This window comes from Vibrio sp. 10N.261.52.A1 (assembly GCF_002876325.1).
Lineage (GTDB): Bacteria > Pseudomonadota > Gammaproteobacteria > Enterobacterales > Vibrionaceae > Vibrio > Vibrio chagasii.
The window spans coordinates 18,542-33,365 of record NZ_MCYD01000581.1 but is presented as its reverse complement, the minus strand read 5'-3'; the positions used below and the strand labels follow the sequence as shown (position 1 = coordinate 33,365).

The following is a 14,824-nucleotide window of genomic DNA, read 5'->3' as shown; positions in this document are numbered from 1 at the left end:
ACGGTAAATAAAAACGCCGGAACGATTATTTTTAACGATTCCTTTTTGGTAAGTTAACTCACCATTAACAAAGACACTCTCAATTCCTTCTGCAACTGAAATAGGATTTTCAAATGTTGCGGTGTCTTTAATATTCTTTGGATCAAATAAAACTAAATCAGCAAATGCGCCTTGGCGAATTTCACCTCGACCCGCTAAGTTGTAGCGCTCTGCCGACATTCCCGTCATTTTGTGAATCGCTTCTGGTAGCGAGAACAGTTTTTCATCTCGGCAGTAATGGCCTAACACTTTCGGGAAAGTGCCCCACAACCTCGGGTGTGGATGCGGGTCATTAGGCAAACCATCGGAACCAACCATAGTCAGCTTGTATTTCAATACACGTTTTACGTCGTTCTCATCCATGCAGTGGTAAACCGCACCAGCTGGTTGAAGCGCTTTCGCAGCATCCATCAGTGATAGGTTCATCTCATCAGCAATCTGCTTAAGGGTTTTGCCTGCATGTTCTGGTTTTGCTTCAGACCAAGTGATGAAGATATCGAAATCGTCCGTCACCTGTTTCAAATCTAATGTTGAGGAGCTCGCTGAATATGGGTAACAGTCGCAAGACACATCTTGGTGCTCTGAAACCTTATCCATCAAATCAAGTACTTCAACGGTTCTGCCCCAGTTGCCTGCACCTGCACATTTAAGGTGAGAGATAACAACCGGTACTTTCGCGTATTGACCTGTCTCAAACGCCTCTTCCATCGCGCTTAAGATCTCTTCGAATTCGGTACGCATATGCGTGGTATAGATGCCGCCATGGCTAGACAGCACTTTGGCTAACTGCATGACTTCATTGGCGTTCGCTTGTTTCGCACTTGCGTAAGCCAAGCCCGAACTTAAACCTAATGCGCCTTGCTCCATCGCTAAATCAAGGTTGTTTTGCATCTCTGCAATTTCATCTTCCGTTGCTGTGCGTTGTAGGTCATCCATCACTTGGTTACGAAGTGTGGTGTGGCCCACTAAGGCTGCTACGTTTACTGCAGGTTGTGCTTGCTCCACCGCTTGTGCATACGCGGCAAAGGTTGGGTATTTGAAATCAGCCTGCGCGCCTAAAAGGTTCATAGGATCTGGTGGATCACCAGCTAAAACCGTTGGTGACGCACTGATACCGCAGTTACCAACAATCACGGTTGTCACACCTTGGCTGATCTTTGGTAAGCAGTCTGGGTAACGAATGACGTTGGTGTCGTCGTGTGTGTGTACATCAATAAATCCAGGAGCCAATGCTAAGCCTGCTCCTTCAACCAACTGGCCACAATCTTCATGATCAATGCTGCCAATTTCGGCGATTTTTCCATCTCGGATTGCTACATCGGCACAAAACGATTGTTCGCCGGTGCCATCGAACACCTCTACATTTTTAATTATCGTATCGAACAACATTTCTCACTCTCTCAATCCACTCTGTTGATAGAGCTATATTAAAAATCCAGCCGATTATTTTCAGTGACAAAACACACATAATATTTTAATTTGTGTGATAGTTTCTATCACAAAACAAACACAAGATAGATTTAAACATTAAATAACAACCACTTAAATCATGTTAGGAATCAGCAATGAAACATAACCCTGCACAAAAAGATGTTATAAAGTATCAAAAAGATTGTTTCGTCTTGACTGAAAGAGGCCAAAAAGGGAGAGCAGTATCACAAACTGAGAACGGCGTTTATCGACTGGTCGATGAAGACATTTCGCTTCCGGTAGCAATTATCAAGCAATCAGCGTTGACCAATAATCTGAATTGGATGCAATCATTCGCCGATCATCATCAGGTTAAATTGTCGCCACACGGCAAAACATCGATGACGCCTGATTTCTTTCGCCAACAGCTAGAAAATGGCGCTTGGGGAATTACCGTTGCAACACCTGCACAAGCAGAAATCGCAGCAATGGCAGGCGCAAAAAGAATCATCATGGCTAACCAATTGGTAGGTAAAACCAACATGGCGATCATCGAACAGCTTATTAGTGAGTTCGACGTTGATTTCTATTGTTGTGTGGATTCATCAGTCAACGTGCAGCAACTCAACCAATATTTCGCCAACAAAAAACAGACGCTAAAAGTGCTGATTGAGTTTGGTGTTCCGGGTGGTCGTTGTGGTTGTCGTTCTCCTCAAGAAGTTCTAGAGCTTGCGCAAACCATCCAAGATACGCCTGCGCTTTCGCTAGCGGGTATTGAGGTGTATGAGGGTGTGATTCATGGTGACAATGCCGAGCAAGACATTCGCACCTTCTTAAACCAGGCACTAAGCTCTGTCGAAAGCCTTGCATCAGATGGACTGATCACGGGACAGCCAATCATCACTGGCGCGGGATCAGCTTGGTATGATGTGGTGGCAGAGTGCTTGGCGAACCTAACCGATTACTTGGCGATCATCCGCCCAGGTTGCTATGCCATTCACGATACTGGGAGCTACCTAGATGCTCAAAGTAAGGTATTGCAACGAGCGCAAGTAAACCAAGGCTACGCGTGTGAACTGGGTGGGGATTTAGAATCGGCACTTGAGGTTTGGGCGTATGTTATCTCTCGCCCAGAGCCAACCAAACTGGTGATTGGGCTAGGTAAGCGCGACGTAGCCTTCGACGCGGGATTACCTATTGCTGAACGCGGATATCGCAATGGTGAAGCTATATCTGTGAAAGGCCTGACGGCGACTGCCGTGATGGATCAACATACTTTCGTGGAGACGGACGGTTCTGCTGAGATTGAAGTGGGCGACATGATTGCGTTCTCAACCTCACACCCTTGTTTAACTTTCGATAAGTGGCGTTACATTGCTATAAGCGATGACGACTATCAGGTAACAAACTGGGTAGAGACCTGCTTCTAGCTCGATTTTTCAATAAGCTAGAATCAGCGAAGCATTCAGATATACTAACGGGGCTAAGGCTTAGCCCCATCAATAAAGGATCAAGATTCTTGAGTTTAGAAGTAGATATCATTTCACAGATAACCGAGCGTTTTCCCGCTCTTCGTGATGCCGAGAAAAAAGTCGCCAAGCTGATAATGGATGACATCGATTTTGCTGCCAAAGCCAGCATTACAGAACTCGCTGAAAACGCGCAAGTCAGTGAAGCAACCATTACCCGTTTTGCTAAGGCGATTGGCTGTAACAACGTTCGTGATATGAAGATCAAGCTTGCTCAAACCCTAACGGTGGGCCAGCGCTTTATTCTCGAACCGGTTAACCAAACTGGCTATCAAGGTATCTACGAATCGATCAAGCAGAGCCTAGACATCAACCGCACTCTATTCAAAGAACAAGACGTTGAAACCGCGGTGAACTGGCTACACAACGCCAGACAAATTATTGCGATCGGCATGGGTGGCGGCTCAACCATCGCCTCTCAAGAGCTGCAACACCGCCTGTTCCGCTTGGGCTACCCAGTGGTGTCGTACAACGATGGTTTAATGTCACGCATGGTTGCTGCCACGGCAGATTCCAACGATGTGATGGTGATGATTTCCGCGACAGGCTTTACGCCGGTGATCACCGAAACCGCCGAACTGGCGAAGCAATACGGGCTTAAGATCATCGCGATTACCCCGCAAGACACGCCACTGGCAAAGATTGCGAATATTGTTTTGCCAATCAAACACATGGAAACCGACTTCATCTACAAGCCATCTGCATCTCGCTACGCTATGTTGGCGTTGGTGGATGTGCTTTCGATGGGTATGGCGGTCAATCACAAGAACCGCTCGCGCGATAAACTGCGCCGCTTGAAGGTTGCTTTAGACTCCTACCGAGGTGGTGGCGACCGACAACCGCTCGGCGACTAAACGTTACCGACACCAAGCGTGTCGCAGCTAAATCAAAATAGAATCCGAATTAAAAAGCCCCGCAGTATTCACTCGTTCGAGTCGATACTGTTGGGCTTTTTTCGTTTGGATGTTTCTGAAATCACTCATCTGAGTCAATGGAAGTTAAAATGAACTCGACTCGTTCTTCAACAGAACTCTTCGGCACTTCCACCAGTTGATAACCAAATCGGGTATAGGCTTCTACCATCTTTTCATAGGTGGCGACCGCCTCTTCAAAGTCTTGTTTACGCTCTGGTCATTGACGAAAATCGCCTCCCAAGGTGGAAAGGTAAACACCTTAGTGCTGTATTCAAGTTCATTGCACAGATCTAGCAAGGAGTCTGGAATAGGCAGTGCTTCTAACAGGCTGTAGCCGTATGAATCGACGATGCTTCTATCAAAGAAAACGGGCAGGTTACTCGCCTGAAACGCCTGATAATTGACTAATTCTTCGCGCACCATCTCATCACGAAAAGCCACTTTATCTAGCCAAGGTAAAGCACTACCTTGCTGGGAGACTTGGTGTTGAATCACTTTACGACCTACCTCTGGCGCGCATCGATAACCCTGACTTTTCAAAGCGTCGATGACCGAGGTTTTGCCGGATCCCGGCCCACCAGTAAATACAATTAGATTGCTCAAATAGACCTCTTCAAATGGGAAAATTAACGAATTGGACGTTAACGAAGCCATAGTTAACGAATAAGAGAAAGGATATATTTAAACTCTGGCGCTCGGCAGTCTTTCACAAGCTCGTATAAACTCATCTCTAACCCAGTGATTTGAATGCCCGACTCTCGCATTCGGCAAATGGCTAGCTCCTTATTAAGCGCCATTCGAGAACTCACACAGTCGCTAACTACTTCAACTTTGTAGCCAAGATCCAACAACCCCATTGCCGTTTGATACACGCAAATATGAGCTTCAATCCCACACACCAACCACGTATCCACGTTCTTTGCCTGCACCTCCTCAATAAACTGGGGCTCATCACACGCGTTGAATGTGAATTTAGTTACTGACTCAACATCGCTCAATAAGTCATTCAGTTCGCTGACTGTTGCTCCCAATTTATCTGGATTCTGCTCCAAGTAAATGATGGGCAGGTCCAAAATCCGCGCGCCCTTAATCAGCTTCCCACAGTTAGAAATAAGTGTCTCACTCTCATCAACAAGGCTTGCGAGCTTGCCCTGAACATCCACAACCACCAAGCCTGTATTTTGTCTCATTAGCATGTGTATTCCTTGTTTTGGCAGCCCAACTCACTAAGCAATCTGATTGATATATTTCTACTATGTAACGATTTAGCTTACAAAGCCATACAGTAATACGTATAAGACTACGGAATAATGCTCACCAACGGTCGAAAGGCCGACAACAAAAATAATTGATACTGCATGATATTAAAGAGTGAGTAAGAACAATGAACAAATTCGCGAAATCAGCATTAGCACTGGGTTTAATCGGCGCAGTTTCTCTTCCAGCATTAGCAGCAGGAACTGACGGCGGTGCGTACATCGGTGGTGGTCTTGGTGTGTACCAAGATTCTGATACAGACGGTCAAGGTAACCTAGACTCAGATGGCATGGGTTACAACCTATATGGTGGCTACCAGTTTAACCGTATCGTTGGTGTTGAACTTGGCTACAATGATTACGCAGACTACAAACAGGGTACTGCAAAAGTGTCTCCAACGTCTGTTTCTGTATCAGCAAACCTAGGTTACACGTTCGACAACACGATTCGTCCGTTCGTATTGGCTGGTTTAAGTTCTGTTGATCTAAACGCAAACAAGAGTGCTGGTTACGATGATGACAGCGGTACAGGTTTCCACTTCGGTCTGGGTGTTGAATACACGCCAATCGAAAACCTAACACTACGCCTAATTTCACAAGCTGATGCTGTGAGCGTAGAAAACTACTACGGTCCATTCAAAACCGAAGATAAGACACTGGCATTCAGCAGTGTTAGCCTAGGTGGTTCTTACAACTTCTAATGTAGCTAGCCTACATAGAACACCCTAACCTAAATAATTCACTTTGCTGTTCCACCTTGTCATGAAGGTCACTCAGTAAAGTGAATTTTTTTGTTGCCGGCAAACCAAAGCAAGCTCCCCGTTCACAACGAAACCAACGGTGGTAAGGGGTTTAAGTCAACCAAAGGCGCGTTTTGCCAGTGACTTTCGCTGGCAAACAGCCACATTGGCGCAACCGAGTTTTGTTTAAGTGAAGTGACGTCCACTAACACTAGCAAGGCGTAAAAACGATGAACATAATCGACGGTCTCTTTAGGTAATCGTAAATCGGAAAACTGCCGACTGCCCGCCTTTTTGACAGCCCGTTGCACTCGCCCTTCTCCGGCGTTATATGCCGCAAGCGTGAGGTTAATATCTCCATCAAACTTGCGATACAAAAAATCGAGATACTGCATCGCCGCATGAGTGCTAGGTTCAATCTCAAACCTTTGATCTTGCCTGTCATTAACCGTCAAACCAAACCTTTCAGCAGTGGCAGGCATCAGCTGCCATAAACCTGCCGCTTTAGCGGGAGATACCGCGTTGGCGTTGTACGAAGACTCAAGCATAGGTACCAACACTAAGCTGTCGGGGAGTGACCGCTCAGCAAGCTGTCTAAAGATCTCGTTAACCAGTGGATCGAACTCTTCTAGCTTTTTCAATATTTGGCTTTGATATGGCTTAAGCGTATTGATGTGGGGCTGGATTGCGTTATGGGGCGGACGATTTTGCGCATAACTGGAAGTAATTTGAAGACACACAAGAAACACCACCAGCCTAAATAACCAGTGTACGAGAAGTTGAGCGCTCAAACTTTTAGCCAAAACATCACTCCATCATCGTATTGTTTTTTATGCGTGTTAATTGTTCTTTATCCGTGTTAACAGCGACTTTAAACCTTAGAAGCGCCCCCTATACTCTGTTCATTCAAAGGCTCACCAAAAAAAGGTTAATACCACGATGGTACAACCTAGAAATACCGCGAAACAGATGGGAATAACTAAGTGCTTATCTTTCTCGAGAGAGATAAAACCTTGCGGCTGTTGCACAATAAACATCACCAACAAAATATTGTAGATAGCAATCAACAAACCTACGACAAAAACATCGAAATACAGCAAACTTGTCGCTAAATAGACATAATATCCAATTAAGATGTAATCAATCAGTACTAGCCAAGCTAGGCACTTTCGAGTGTTAAACATGACGTTGAGTGATTCAGTCATAGCGGCTTAGCACTTCAAAAGAGGTGACTGGTTGGTTCAACTCCGCTTGTCTAACGGCCCTTCTCTTACTGTCGGGCAAAACCTTATCTAACTCATGCTGAGCAAGTGGCGAAGAGCCATTACCTTTAGCGCTGCCAATCGCAAAAGACTTGTAGACCTTGTTTAATTGCGCCAACGTATTCGCCGTTAAAATATAGAGCTCGATGCGACGATTAATGCCAGACTTGGTGTTCTCATAATCGACTGGAGCGGTATCACTCATTCCTGTCACTTGGAAAATATGCCGCTCTTGGAGGCCTCCTTTATTCAAATAATAACGTGCACTGTTCGCTCTATTGCTTGATAGCTCCCAGTTCGTCATGCGACTTCCCTTATAACGACTGGCGTCCGTATGACCAGTAATGATCATCTTATTTTCAATATTCTCGAGTAAGCCTGCGAGGTTGAGTAACAGATCCTGATAAAAAGGCGTCACTTTCGCGCCACCTCGGAAAAACATCGGTCCTTTGTCTGAATCCGCAATCACCAATTTAGCGCCCTGTGGCGTAACAAACACACTGACACTGCCAAGTGCATCAATACCGGAAAGCTCTTGGGTTATGCGTTGTGCCAGCAGTTCAAGCTCCTGCTGACTGTTGAATTCCCCTTGCAATACTGAGGTGTCGTTAATTCGATGAAGATCGGCATCATAGTGGGAGGTCGCGACATGAGGCAGTGGTAGCGGGTTAATTGAATTACCACCACTCTCACTGGTGCCTAAATGCATGATTGGGTCGTTGCCGTAAGCAAAGTAATTGAGGAGTTTTTTCTGGTCGTCAACATCCACCACCTGCAAAATCCATAATACCAAGAAGAGACACATCAGCGAAATCATCAGGTCCGCCATTGCGACCTTCCAACCACCATGCTGCAGTTCATTGCGCTTACGGCGACCTTTTTTCTGAATAATGATTTGAGGTTGCTGCATCATCGTCTCCTTAACTTGATGACGGCTGCTGTCTTAATACTTCAACCGCTTTCTCAAGTTCAACAAATGATGGCTTGTAGCGCGTCTCGATATTTTTTCGACCCGCGTTGGCACACATGTGAGCCGACTGACCTTGCGCATAAGCGGACAATATCGATTTAACACACAACAAAGGCGCTAGCTGATTCTCAGACACATCTTTAATGCTGCTCGACATCGGGCCTAACACACAGTAACAACCAAAAACGCCAGTGAAAGTACCCACCAATGCGCCAGCAATGTTCTTACCAATTTCGCTTATCTCACCATCTAATCCCTGCATCGTGAGGATTATCCCCATCACCGCCGCTAATATCCCTAGCCCTGGCATCGCCTCTGCAGTGGCATGCAGCTTCTCTGACGGCTTAGTGTATTCGTCTTCTAGATGTTCGATTTCTTCTTCAAGAAACGCCTCGAGTAAATGTTGAGACTGCTTACCTGTAATCACCTGACGGAACGAGTCGATAATAAATTGTGTGGTCAACGCATCTTTGGCAATTCGGGGGTACTTCGCGAAGATCTTGCTTGATTCTGGGTTCTCCACATGAATGTCTAACGCTTTGATGTTCTTCACTCTCGCGGTATTGATAAGCTCAAACATCAATGACAGTAACTGCTGATAATAGTCCTTGTTATAAGGAGTCGAGCGAAACGCAATGCCAATCTGTTGTACCATCAATTTAAGCGTTGAAGAGGTCGTAGACATCAGCAAGCTGGCGAAGGCCGCACCAAAAATAATGATGATCTCTGATAGCTTAAAGATGAACTCAAACTTACCACCAAGGAAAATGAAGCCGCCAAAAATCACGCTCAATACAACGACAATGCCGATTAACTTTTGCATACATCACTCTCCTTAATTCTGCTTTTGAGAATGTCCAAGCCTCGATGCTTGAGTCGGTGTACCTTAATTTCATTGATATCAAGGACCAACGCTGTCTCTTTGGTACTCAAGCTCTTCACATAAACTAGATACAAAATCCGCTGCTCCATTGCAGGCAGCGAGTTCAACACCTCTTTCACCTCATTAAACAGCACTTCTTTATCGGTTTCGGGTACAGCGGTGACCACCGACTCCAGCTCGATATCATCAAACACATCCACGAGAGTCATAGCTTGCTGATAATCATCCGCTTCAACCCCTAAATGTCGACAGACTTCATTACTGGTTGGCTCCCTCCCGAGCTGCTGGAGTAACTGTCGCTCCGCATGTTTGATGCGATTAACCAGTTGGCGTTTATCACGCTCCATGTAGTCACGTCGACGCAACTCATCGATCAATTCACCACGAATGCGCACCGCAACGGCACGGCGAAAGTCATCATTTGCCACATGATCAAACTTTCTCAATTCAATCACTAAGGTCATCATGGCGGTCTGTTTAAGATCTTCAAACGTGCCCTCATCCACCGCATAGCGATATTGATACAGCAAACCATTAATCAACTTAATGTTTTGCTGTAATACCAGCTTCTCAAGCTCTTGTAGCGTTGCTTGGTCATCGGTTTGAGTGTGTTGATATTTAGGCTGCATTAACATGGTGACGACCTATTGAAATACCGCTTTGGTCACAAGCACATCACCCACTTGCAAGCTTGGTAGCTCGTCCAAATCGTCTTTTAAATCGTCTTGAATGACATAGATAAACTGCTTGTTATAGAAGTAAGACGCCTCCTTCACACTGAATTTTTTAATGATGCGATTTTTGATTCTGCTCAGTTGGTCATGCACGTACCCACTGTTTCTCTCTGGCGTAAACATAGAGACATCCAACAACAACAGACTTTGTCGGTTACCTAAATTAATCGGCACAAGCACATTTTCTAACTGAACCTCAATCTGTTGCGTTGGAGCCGGCTCTGGCTCACTCGGGGTTAACCATGAACTCAAGACCGCCATATTCAGCTGATTGGTTTGATAAAACCAAAAACCGGTCACACATAGAGCAAGGGTTAAAGCAAAGGTGATAAAGACTTTAATCATGTTCAAACCCTCGCTATGTATGCTTGGTATTCCAGAACATACTCTGGTTGCTCTTGCGCGTGCTCATCACTGGAGGACAGACGTTGTTGCTCTAAGAGGTGATTTTGTTGCCTCGACTCAGGTTGGCGATGAGTCGGTTGGTCGAGAACGATATTTACTTCCGACAACTCCGAATTTTGCGCGGTCAATTCGTGTCTCAAACGCTCCGATGTCGCTAAAATGGCTTCTCTGGTTAGCGCTGATGACGCGCTCATTTGGATGTTAACTTTGTCACCGTCCATGCGAATATACATCTCGACCTTACCTAACTCAGGTGGATCAAAACGAATTCGAGCCGCCTGATTTAACGTATCGAACTGAAGCTGGATTTTGTCTCTCAAAACTTGATGTATCTGCCTTTGGCTTTCTAAACTAAGCTCTTTGGTTGCTTCAACCACCGGGGCCATCGCCCTAACATGGCTGCTATCACTGGTCGCATTAACGGCTTCAACTAGGGGCATCCCCGTTAACAATGGTGTGTTAGAAACGGCTCCTAATTTAAGGCTTGCAGGAGTGGCGTTGAACATTGAACTGGCCATCTGATGAGTAGACGAAGCAAGCTCAGAGGGGGTATATCTATTGGGTGTGTGACCAAAAAATGAAGGCATACTCGCTGGCCAATCAGTCCCCGAATATTCCTCCCCGTTAGAAGACAATAAAGAACTGCTCGTTGAACCAAATTCAAAACCTGCTCCCCGTCTTTGATTCATCAACTCCAACTGTTGGGTAACAAAACGAGCAATCGCACTTAACTGCGGTGGTTGAATCTGTGATTGCAACACTAGCTCTTGTGGCGCGTCGATCGACTGCACCGCCGCTCTATCACTCAGGTTCAACCCTTGCGCTTGTAATTCCAATTGAGCTAAAGGTAAGTAAGAGTGAGTAGCATCAAGCTCAGGGTTCAATAATTCAGAATTAGATAGTTGTGAGTAAGAGAGTTCCGAATGAGAAAAACCAGCCATGCCTTCAGGAGAATTGGAGGTGGTGAGATAAGCAAGCTCTGGAGAGCTTGCAGCCATAGACGAACTCACCTGGTCGAGTACCGAAAATAGCGACTGAAAAGACTGTGCAAGAGGCGTCATACGTATCTCGCCCAGTTCAGAAGCTAAAGGGGCAGAAGCTAAGTGGTCAAAAGCTTGAGGCGCCGATAACGTACTCGCGGTGTTACTTTTCACCGAAGAACTTGGCGTCGACAGTAAGTCCAAACTGCCTAGATAAGACGACGTTTGTGCTTGCAATTCCATAATTACTCTCCCGCTCTGACCTGTGTCTGAGCATAGGCTTTGTCACGTTCGCGTAGATTAATATTGTTACTAAGCTGCTGTTTTAATATGGCTTGTTCATGATTCACCAAGATTCGGCATTGCTCATGAACCACCTTAAGTCGCCTAACGAGAACAACATAGTCAGGGTGCGACTGTTCAACGGCTACAAGCACCTTTTTCACTAGCAGATTAAGCTTCGCGATCTCTGCAAATTTTTTACGATTTGCTGCATCCTCTAACTTACTGACAAGGCGTTCTAGCTGTTTAGGACTGGGCTTCATCAAGCCACTCCATGGCACCTTCCCAGCCCTCTTTCAGATCGGTCACGACGCCAATCAACTTAATAATCAACTCAGTATTCATCTCTTTTGACGCCTCAAATACAGTCGCTATCGCGTGCTCATACAAGGCGTGTATGTTTTGGATAAGCTCTTCCCCGGTCGATAAATCCAGAGACGCATCAAGCCCGACTAAAATATCAATCGACTTTTGTGTTGCTTTGGATTTGAGCTCCAAGTCTTTGGTTTCAATTGAAAATTTGACACTTTCCAACTCTTGAATCAGTCGCTCATGTAACATACAAATCAATTCAAAGCTCGACGACACTGAAGCATTCGCCGTCACTTGAACATTGGCATAATTGGCTTGCTGCTGTTTCCCTAAAAGCATGTGTAGCTCCTTAAATCGTGAAAAGTCCAGATACCGAATCCAATTGACTACTGAGTGAGTTCAGTTGAGTAAACTGAGACAAGTAGCGGTTGTAGTAAGTCTCATAGCGAGTGTCGAGCGCCGCTAAGGCGTCATTAATGCGGCTCTTTTCATTGTCGAGCGTATCTATTCGTCGATTAAGGGAGCCGTTAGAGAAGTCGATATAGGTTTCAAGTTTGCTTTCAAACGCTTCAAAAACTCCACCGCTTCCGGTAAATAGCGTTTCAAAATCGACCGTCGCTGCCGCACTTTCAAACTTGCTGGAGTCCAGGCTGAGCTTGCCATCACGGTCGATTTCGATCCCTAGCTCAAACAAGCGAGTACCGTTGTAATCATCGCGTATAACGCTAGCCAGTTGGTTTTCAATACTGCGCACTGCGCTATCTGAAGCCAACACTCCCCTTGCCTCATCCTCATTACCAGAGGCAGTCAAGTTAGTGATCTCGGTAACGGCGCTGTTATAGGCGTCGACAAATTCTTGTAAGGAAGCTACCGTGGCAGAGAGATCATCGCCTATTTCAATCTTTGTCGCTGAATCTCCGACGTTGTTCGCCTTAGTCAGCGTAAGGTCGACCCCATCAATGAGCGATTCAAAGGTATTACTTGAGTTAGTAAGTTGAGTGCCAAACTCACCACCGAGTGTGATCACCGCATCTTGGGCGGTTTGCATGGGGGCAGCGCTTGCTGTCGCGACGACTGTCTCCCAACCACTTGCTGTATCTGCAGACAAAGTAAAAGCAGCGTCAGCACCTTCATTTTCAGAACCAAACAGCACTTTCATCGCCCCTTGCGACTTAACGAGAGTAGCTTGAATCGAACCGTCAAATTGACCATTAAAGTAACTGACAAACTCGCTGTACGTGACATCACCGCTTACGTCAGTGTCTGCATCCATAATATTGATGTCTGTAGTAACGCCGTCTTGAGTGACAGAAAATACGCCCCCCGACGCCATCACATCATTTGAATCGACCGAGTTGGCATCAAAAACCACTTGATGATTAGAAGCCATCTGTTGCACAAAAACATCTAAGTTAATGTCATTCACACCAGAATCGACGGAGAGAGAAAAGTAGTCATCACTCGATGTCGAGGTTGACGTTTGAGTGAGACTTGAGCCCGATTTCGTGAATTCATAGATCTTATTTTCTAGTGATTGAAGGGCCGTTTTAACTTTACCAATAGCGGATGTTTTAGAAGCGATCATCGACAGCTTTTGGTTGTAACGAAACTCAAATGGCTGCACATCTAAACTGGCAAAATTGCTGGCTAACTGAACCGCGTCAACGTTCATAACCCTTCCCCTTAATTCTATAGGAGGTACAGCTCTACCCTCCTAGTGTTCGGCTATGTATGTAGCCGTTACTGCGAAAACAATTACTGCTCAAACTAGCCCAGTAGGCTCATCGCCAACTGCGGCACCATCTTCGATGCACTCAGCATAGAGGCACCTGATTGCATAAGCATTTGAGACTTACTCATCATGCCGGACTCATAAGCAAAATCGGTATCCATAATACGACCTCTCGATGTATCGAGGTTCTCTGTGATATTGCCAAGATTGGTAATAGTGTGATCTAAGCGATTGATATTTGCGCCAAATTTGGCTCTAGCCTCACCAATATTACTGATTAACGTGCTCATATCATCAATTGTTGAGTTAGCTGCACTTTGTGTAGAGATAGACAAAGTACCTGCGGTTCCGGCCATAAGATCTGCATACTCTGTACCAGCACCCAACGCTAACCCTGAAGCTGCCGTGTCGTATATACCCCCAGCACCAGCATTCGCCGCAATACGAGAACTGACACTTATTGCGATATCGTCAAGCACGATTGCTAAATCAGCTTGTGACGTCCCTTCGTCCAATTCAGCTTTAGCCTTCAAATCGGCAAAATCATCATAGCTGCCTGTAATACCACCAGCATCCACACCATCACATAATACTGTCGTGGTGGCTCCGGTAGCGAAGTTATCCGCTTCAGCCTGAAAGTCGGCACTCGCTGCAGCTCTCTGCTCAGCAAACACCGCATTAAAGCCTGTAGTAAAGCTTGAAACGCCACTCAACTCTTGGTTTAAATCTACATCTAATGTATTCGTAGCTTTATCACCAATTTGAAAAGTTACACCACCTGCGACTCCGAAAGAGTCGACTCCGGTCAAAAGCGATTTACCACCAAAACTGGTATTGTTAAAAATATTAGATAACTCACTTGCAAGCTGCCCAAACTCAGCATCCAGCGCCTGGCGGTCGTCATCAGTATATGTACCATTAGCCGCTTGCGTTGCTAAGTCACTCATTCGATAAGCAATATTGGTCATTTCATCCATTGCACCTTCTGCCGTTTGCATCATAGAGATTGCATCTTGTGAATTACGCATTGCGACATTCAAGCCTCGGCTTTGAAGATTTAATCTGTTAGCAATTTGCAAACCCGCCGCATCATCCGCAGCTGAGTTAATTCGAAAGCCGGTGGACAGTTTTTCCATTGATTTAGTTAACGCATTGTTGGTCGACTGCAATGTATTTTGAGTCACTAAGCTTGCGTAATTTGTATGTACTGATATAGCCATCTGATGTTCCCCATCTGTGTTTGCTGTTCACTAACTGTTAACGACAGAGGAAAATTTTCATTTCATATTTTTCGAAAAAAGATCACTAAATTTAAAAATAGCAAGACTCAAAAATGAGAAGTGCGTAAAAATATCCTAGTATATTAATCAACAATA

At 45.4% G+C, this 14,824-nt stretch carries 16 protein-coding genes and 1 pseudogene; 3 read left to right on the top strand and 14 right to left on the bottom strand.

The window, feature by feature from the left end:
* Positions 1-1,428 (bottom strand): D-aminoacylase (locus BCT81_RS09755; protein ID WP_102424005.1); only part of this gene is annotated, 1,428 nt, incomplete at its 3' end.
* Positions 1,429-1,604: 176 nt separating this feature from the next.
* Here BCT81_RS09755 and BCT81_RS09750 point away from each other — a divergent pair.
* A complete protein-coding gene (locus tag BCT81_RS09750; protein ID WP_102424004.1) occupies positions 1,605-2,879 on the top strand; it encodes an amino acid deaminase in 1,275 nt (424 codons plus the stop codon).
* A gap of 89 nt (positions 2,880-2,968) precedes the next feature.
* Complete coding sequence (locus BCT81_RS09745; protein ID WP_061031971.1) at positions 2,969-3,832, top strand: MurR/RpiR family transcriptional regulator; 864 nt, start codon at positions 2,969-2,971, stop codon at positions 3,830-3,832.
* Between the two features lie 121 nt (positions 3,833-3,953).
* Here BCT81_RS09745 and BCT81_RS09740 read toward each other — a convergent pair.
* Both BCT81_RS09740 and BCT81_RS09735 read right to left on the bottom strand, forming a co-directional pair.
* Positions 3,954-4,495, bottom strand: a pseudogene (locus BCT81_RS09740) (AAA family ATPase).
* Positions 4,496-4,548: 53 nt separating this feature from the next.
* Positions 4,549-5,088, bottom strand: coding sequence for a hydrolase (locus BCT81_RS09735; RefSeq protein ID WP_102424003.1), 540 nt, complete (start codon positions 5,086-5,088; stop codon positions 4,549-4,551).
* A 188-nt stretch (positions 5,089-5,276) separates the two neighbouring features.
* Here BCT81_RS09735 and BCT81_RS09730 point away from each other — a divergent pair, with 188 nt between their 5' ends.
* Positions 5,277-5,849, top strand: coding sequence for a porin family protein (locus tag BCT81_RS09730; RefSeq protein ID WP_102424002.1), 573 nt, complete (start codon positions 5,277-5,279; stop codon positions 5,847-5,849).
* 122 nt (positions 5,850-5,971) lie between these two features.
* On the opposite strand, the gene BCT81_RS09725 is transcribed toward BCT81_RS09730, so the two are convergent.
* The 11 genes from BCT81_RS09725 to BCT81_RS29740 form a co-directional block, all read right to left on the bottom strand.
* Positions 5,972-6,691 carry a lytic transglycosylase domain-containing protein gene (locus BCT81_RS09725; RefSeq protein WP_102424001.1) on the bottom strand — a complete coding sequence of 240 codons (720 nt, stop codon included), beginning with the start codon at positions 6,689-6,691 and terminating at the stop codon, positions 5,972-5,974.
* A 111-nt stretch (positions 6,692-6,802) separates the two neighbouring features.
* Entirely contained in the window at positions 6,803-7,093 is a 291-nt protein-coding gene (locus BCT81_RS09720) for a hypothetical protein (protein WP_008216133.1), read from the bottom strand.
* On the bottom strand, positions 7,086-8,060 hold the full coding sequence (locus BCT81_RS09715; RefSeq protein WP_102424000.1) for an OmpA family protein: 975 nt from the start codon (positions 8,058-8,060) through the stop codon (positions 7,086-7,088). The genes BCT81_RS09720 and BCT81_RS09715 overlap by 8 nt, the downstream gene beginning before the upstream one ends.
* Positions 8,061-8,070: 10 nt before the next feature.
* Entirely contained in the window at positions 8,071-8,943 is an 873-nt protein-coding gene (motA, locus tag BCT81_RS09710; RefSeq protein WP_102423999.1) for a flagellar motor stator protein MotA, read from the bottom strand.
* Positions 8,931-9,638, bottom strand: coding sequence for a sigma-70 family RNA polymerase sigma factor (locus BCT81_RS09705; RefSeq protein ID WP_102423998.1), 708 nt, complete (start codon positions 9,636-9,638; stop codon positions 8,931-8,933). The genes motA and BCT81_RS09705 overlap by 13 nt, the downstream gene beginning before the upstream one ends.
* A gap of 9 nt (positions 9,639-9,647) precedes the next feature.
* Complete coding sequence (locus tag BCT81_RS09700; RefSeq protein WP_102423997.1) at positions 9,648-10,082, bottom strand: flagellar biosynthesis sigma factor; 435 nt, start codon at positions 10,080-10,082, stop codon at positions 9,648-9,650.
* 2 nt (positions 10,083-10,084) lie between these two features.
* Complete coding sequence (locus BCT81_RS09695) at positions 10,085-11,365, bottom strand: flagellar hook-length control protein FliK (protein ID WP_102423996.1); 1,281 nt, start codon at positions 11,363-11,365, stop codon at positions 10,085-10,087.
* 2 nt (positions 11,366-11,367) lie between these two features.
* The gene (locus BCT81_RS09690) at positions 11,368-11,667 is read right to left on the bottom strand and encodes a hypothetical protein (RefSeq protein WP_102423995.1); all 300 of its coding nucleotides are present in this window, start codon (positions 11,665-11,667) and stop codon (positions 11,368-11,370) included.
* A complete protein-coding gene (gene fliS / locus BCT81_RS09685; protein ID WP_102423994.1) occupies positions 11,651-12,055 on the bottom strand; it encodes a flagellar export chaperone FliS in 405 nt (134 codons plus the stop codon). The genes BCT81_RS09690 and fliS overlap by 17 nt, the downstream gene beginning before the upstream one ends.
* Positions 12,056-12,065: 10 nt before the next feature.
* Positions 12,066-13,388, bottom strand: a complete 1,323-nt coding sequence (fliD, locus tag BCT81_RS09680; RefSeq protein WP_102423993.1) for a flagellar filament capping protein FliD — start codon at positions 13,386-13,388, stop codon at positions 12,066-12,068.
* Between the two features lie 95 nt (positions 13,389-13,483).
* Positions 13,484-14,668, bottom strand: coding sequence for a flagellin (locus BCT81_RS29740; RefSeq protein ID WP_102423992.1), 1,185 nt, complete (start codon positions 14,666-14,668; stop codon positions 13,484-13,486).
* Between the last annotated feature and the right edge of the window lie 156 nt (positions 14,669-14,824).

Bases quoted from the DNA above. Each gene is read 5' to 3' on its own strand.
- BCT81_RS09750 (WP_102424004.1), top strand. From the start codon at position 1,605: ATGAAACATAACCCTGCACAAAAAGATGTTATAAAGTATCAAAAAGAT.
- BCT81_RS09735 (WP_102424003.1), bottom strand. From the start codon at position 5,088: ATGCTAATGAGACAAAATACAGGCTTGGTGGTTGTGGATGTTCAGGGC.
- BCT81_RS09730 (WP_102424002.1), top strand. From the start codon at position 5,277: ATGAACAAATTCGCGAAATCAGCATTAGCACTGGGTTTAATCGGCGCA.
- BCT81_RS09720 (WP_008216133.1), bottom strand. From the start codon at position 7,093: ATGACTGAATCACTCAACGTCATGTTTAACACTCGAAAGTGCCTAGCT.
- BCT81_RS09715 (WP_102424000.1), bottom strand. From the start codon at position 8,060: ATGCAGCAACCTCAAATCATTATTCAGAAAAAAGGTCGCCGTAAGCGC.
- motA (WP_102423999.1), bottom strand. From the start codon at position 8,943: ATGCAAAAGTTAATCGGCATTGTCGTTGTATTGAGCGTGATTTTTGGC.
- BCT81_RS09705 (WP_102423998.1), bottom strand. From the start codon at position 9,638: ATGTTAATGCAGCCTAAATATCAACACACTCAAACCGATGACCAAGCA.
- BCT81_RS09700 (WP_102423997.1), bottom strand. From the start codon at position 10,082: ATGATTAAAGTCTTTATCACCTTTGCTTTAACCCTTGCTCTATGTGTG.
- BCT81_RS09695 (WP_102423996.1), bottom strand. From the start codon at position 11,365: ATGGAATTGCAAGCACAAACGTCGTCTTATCTAGGCAGTTTGGACTTA.
- BCT81_RS09690 (WP_102423995.1), bottom strand. From the start codon at position 11,667: ATGAAGCCCAGTCCTAAACAGCTAGAACGCCTTGTCAGTAAGTTAGAG.
- fliS (WP_102423994.1), bottom strand. From the start codon at position 12,055: ATGCTTTTAGGGAAACAGCAGCAAGCCAATTATGCCAATGTTCAAGTG.
- fliD (WP_102423993.1), bottom strand. From the start codon at position 13,388: ATGAACGTTGACGCGGTTCAGTTAGCCAGCAATTTTGCCAGTTTAGAT.
- BCT81_RS29740 (WP_102423992.1), bottom strand. From the start codon at position 14,668: ATGGCTATATCAGTACATACAAATTACGCAAGCTTAGTGACTCAAAAT.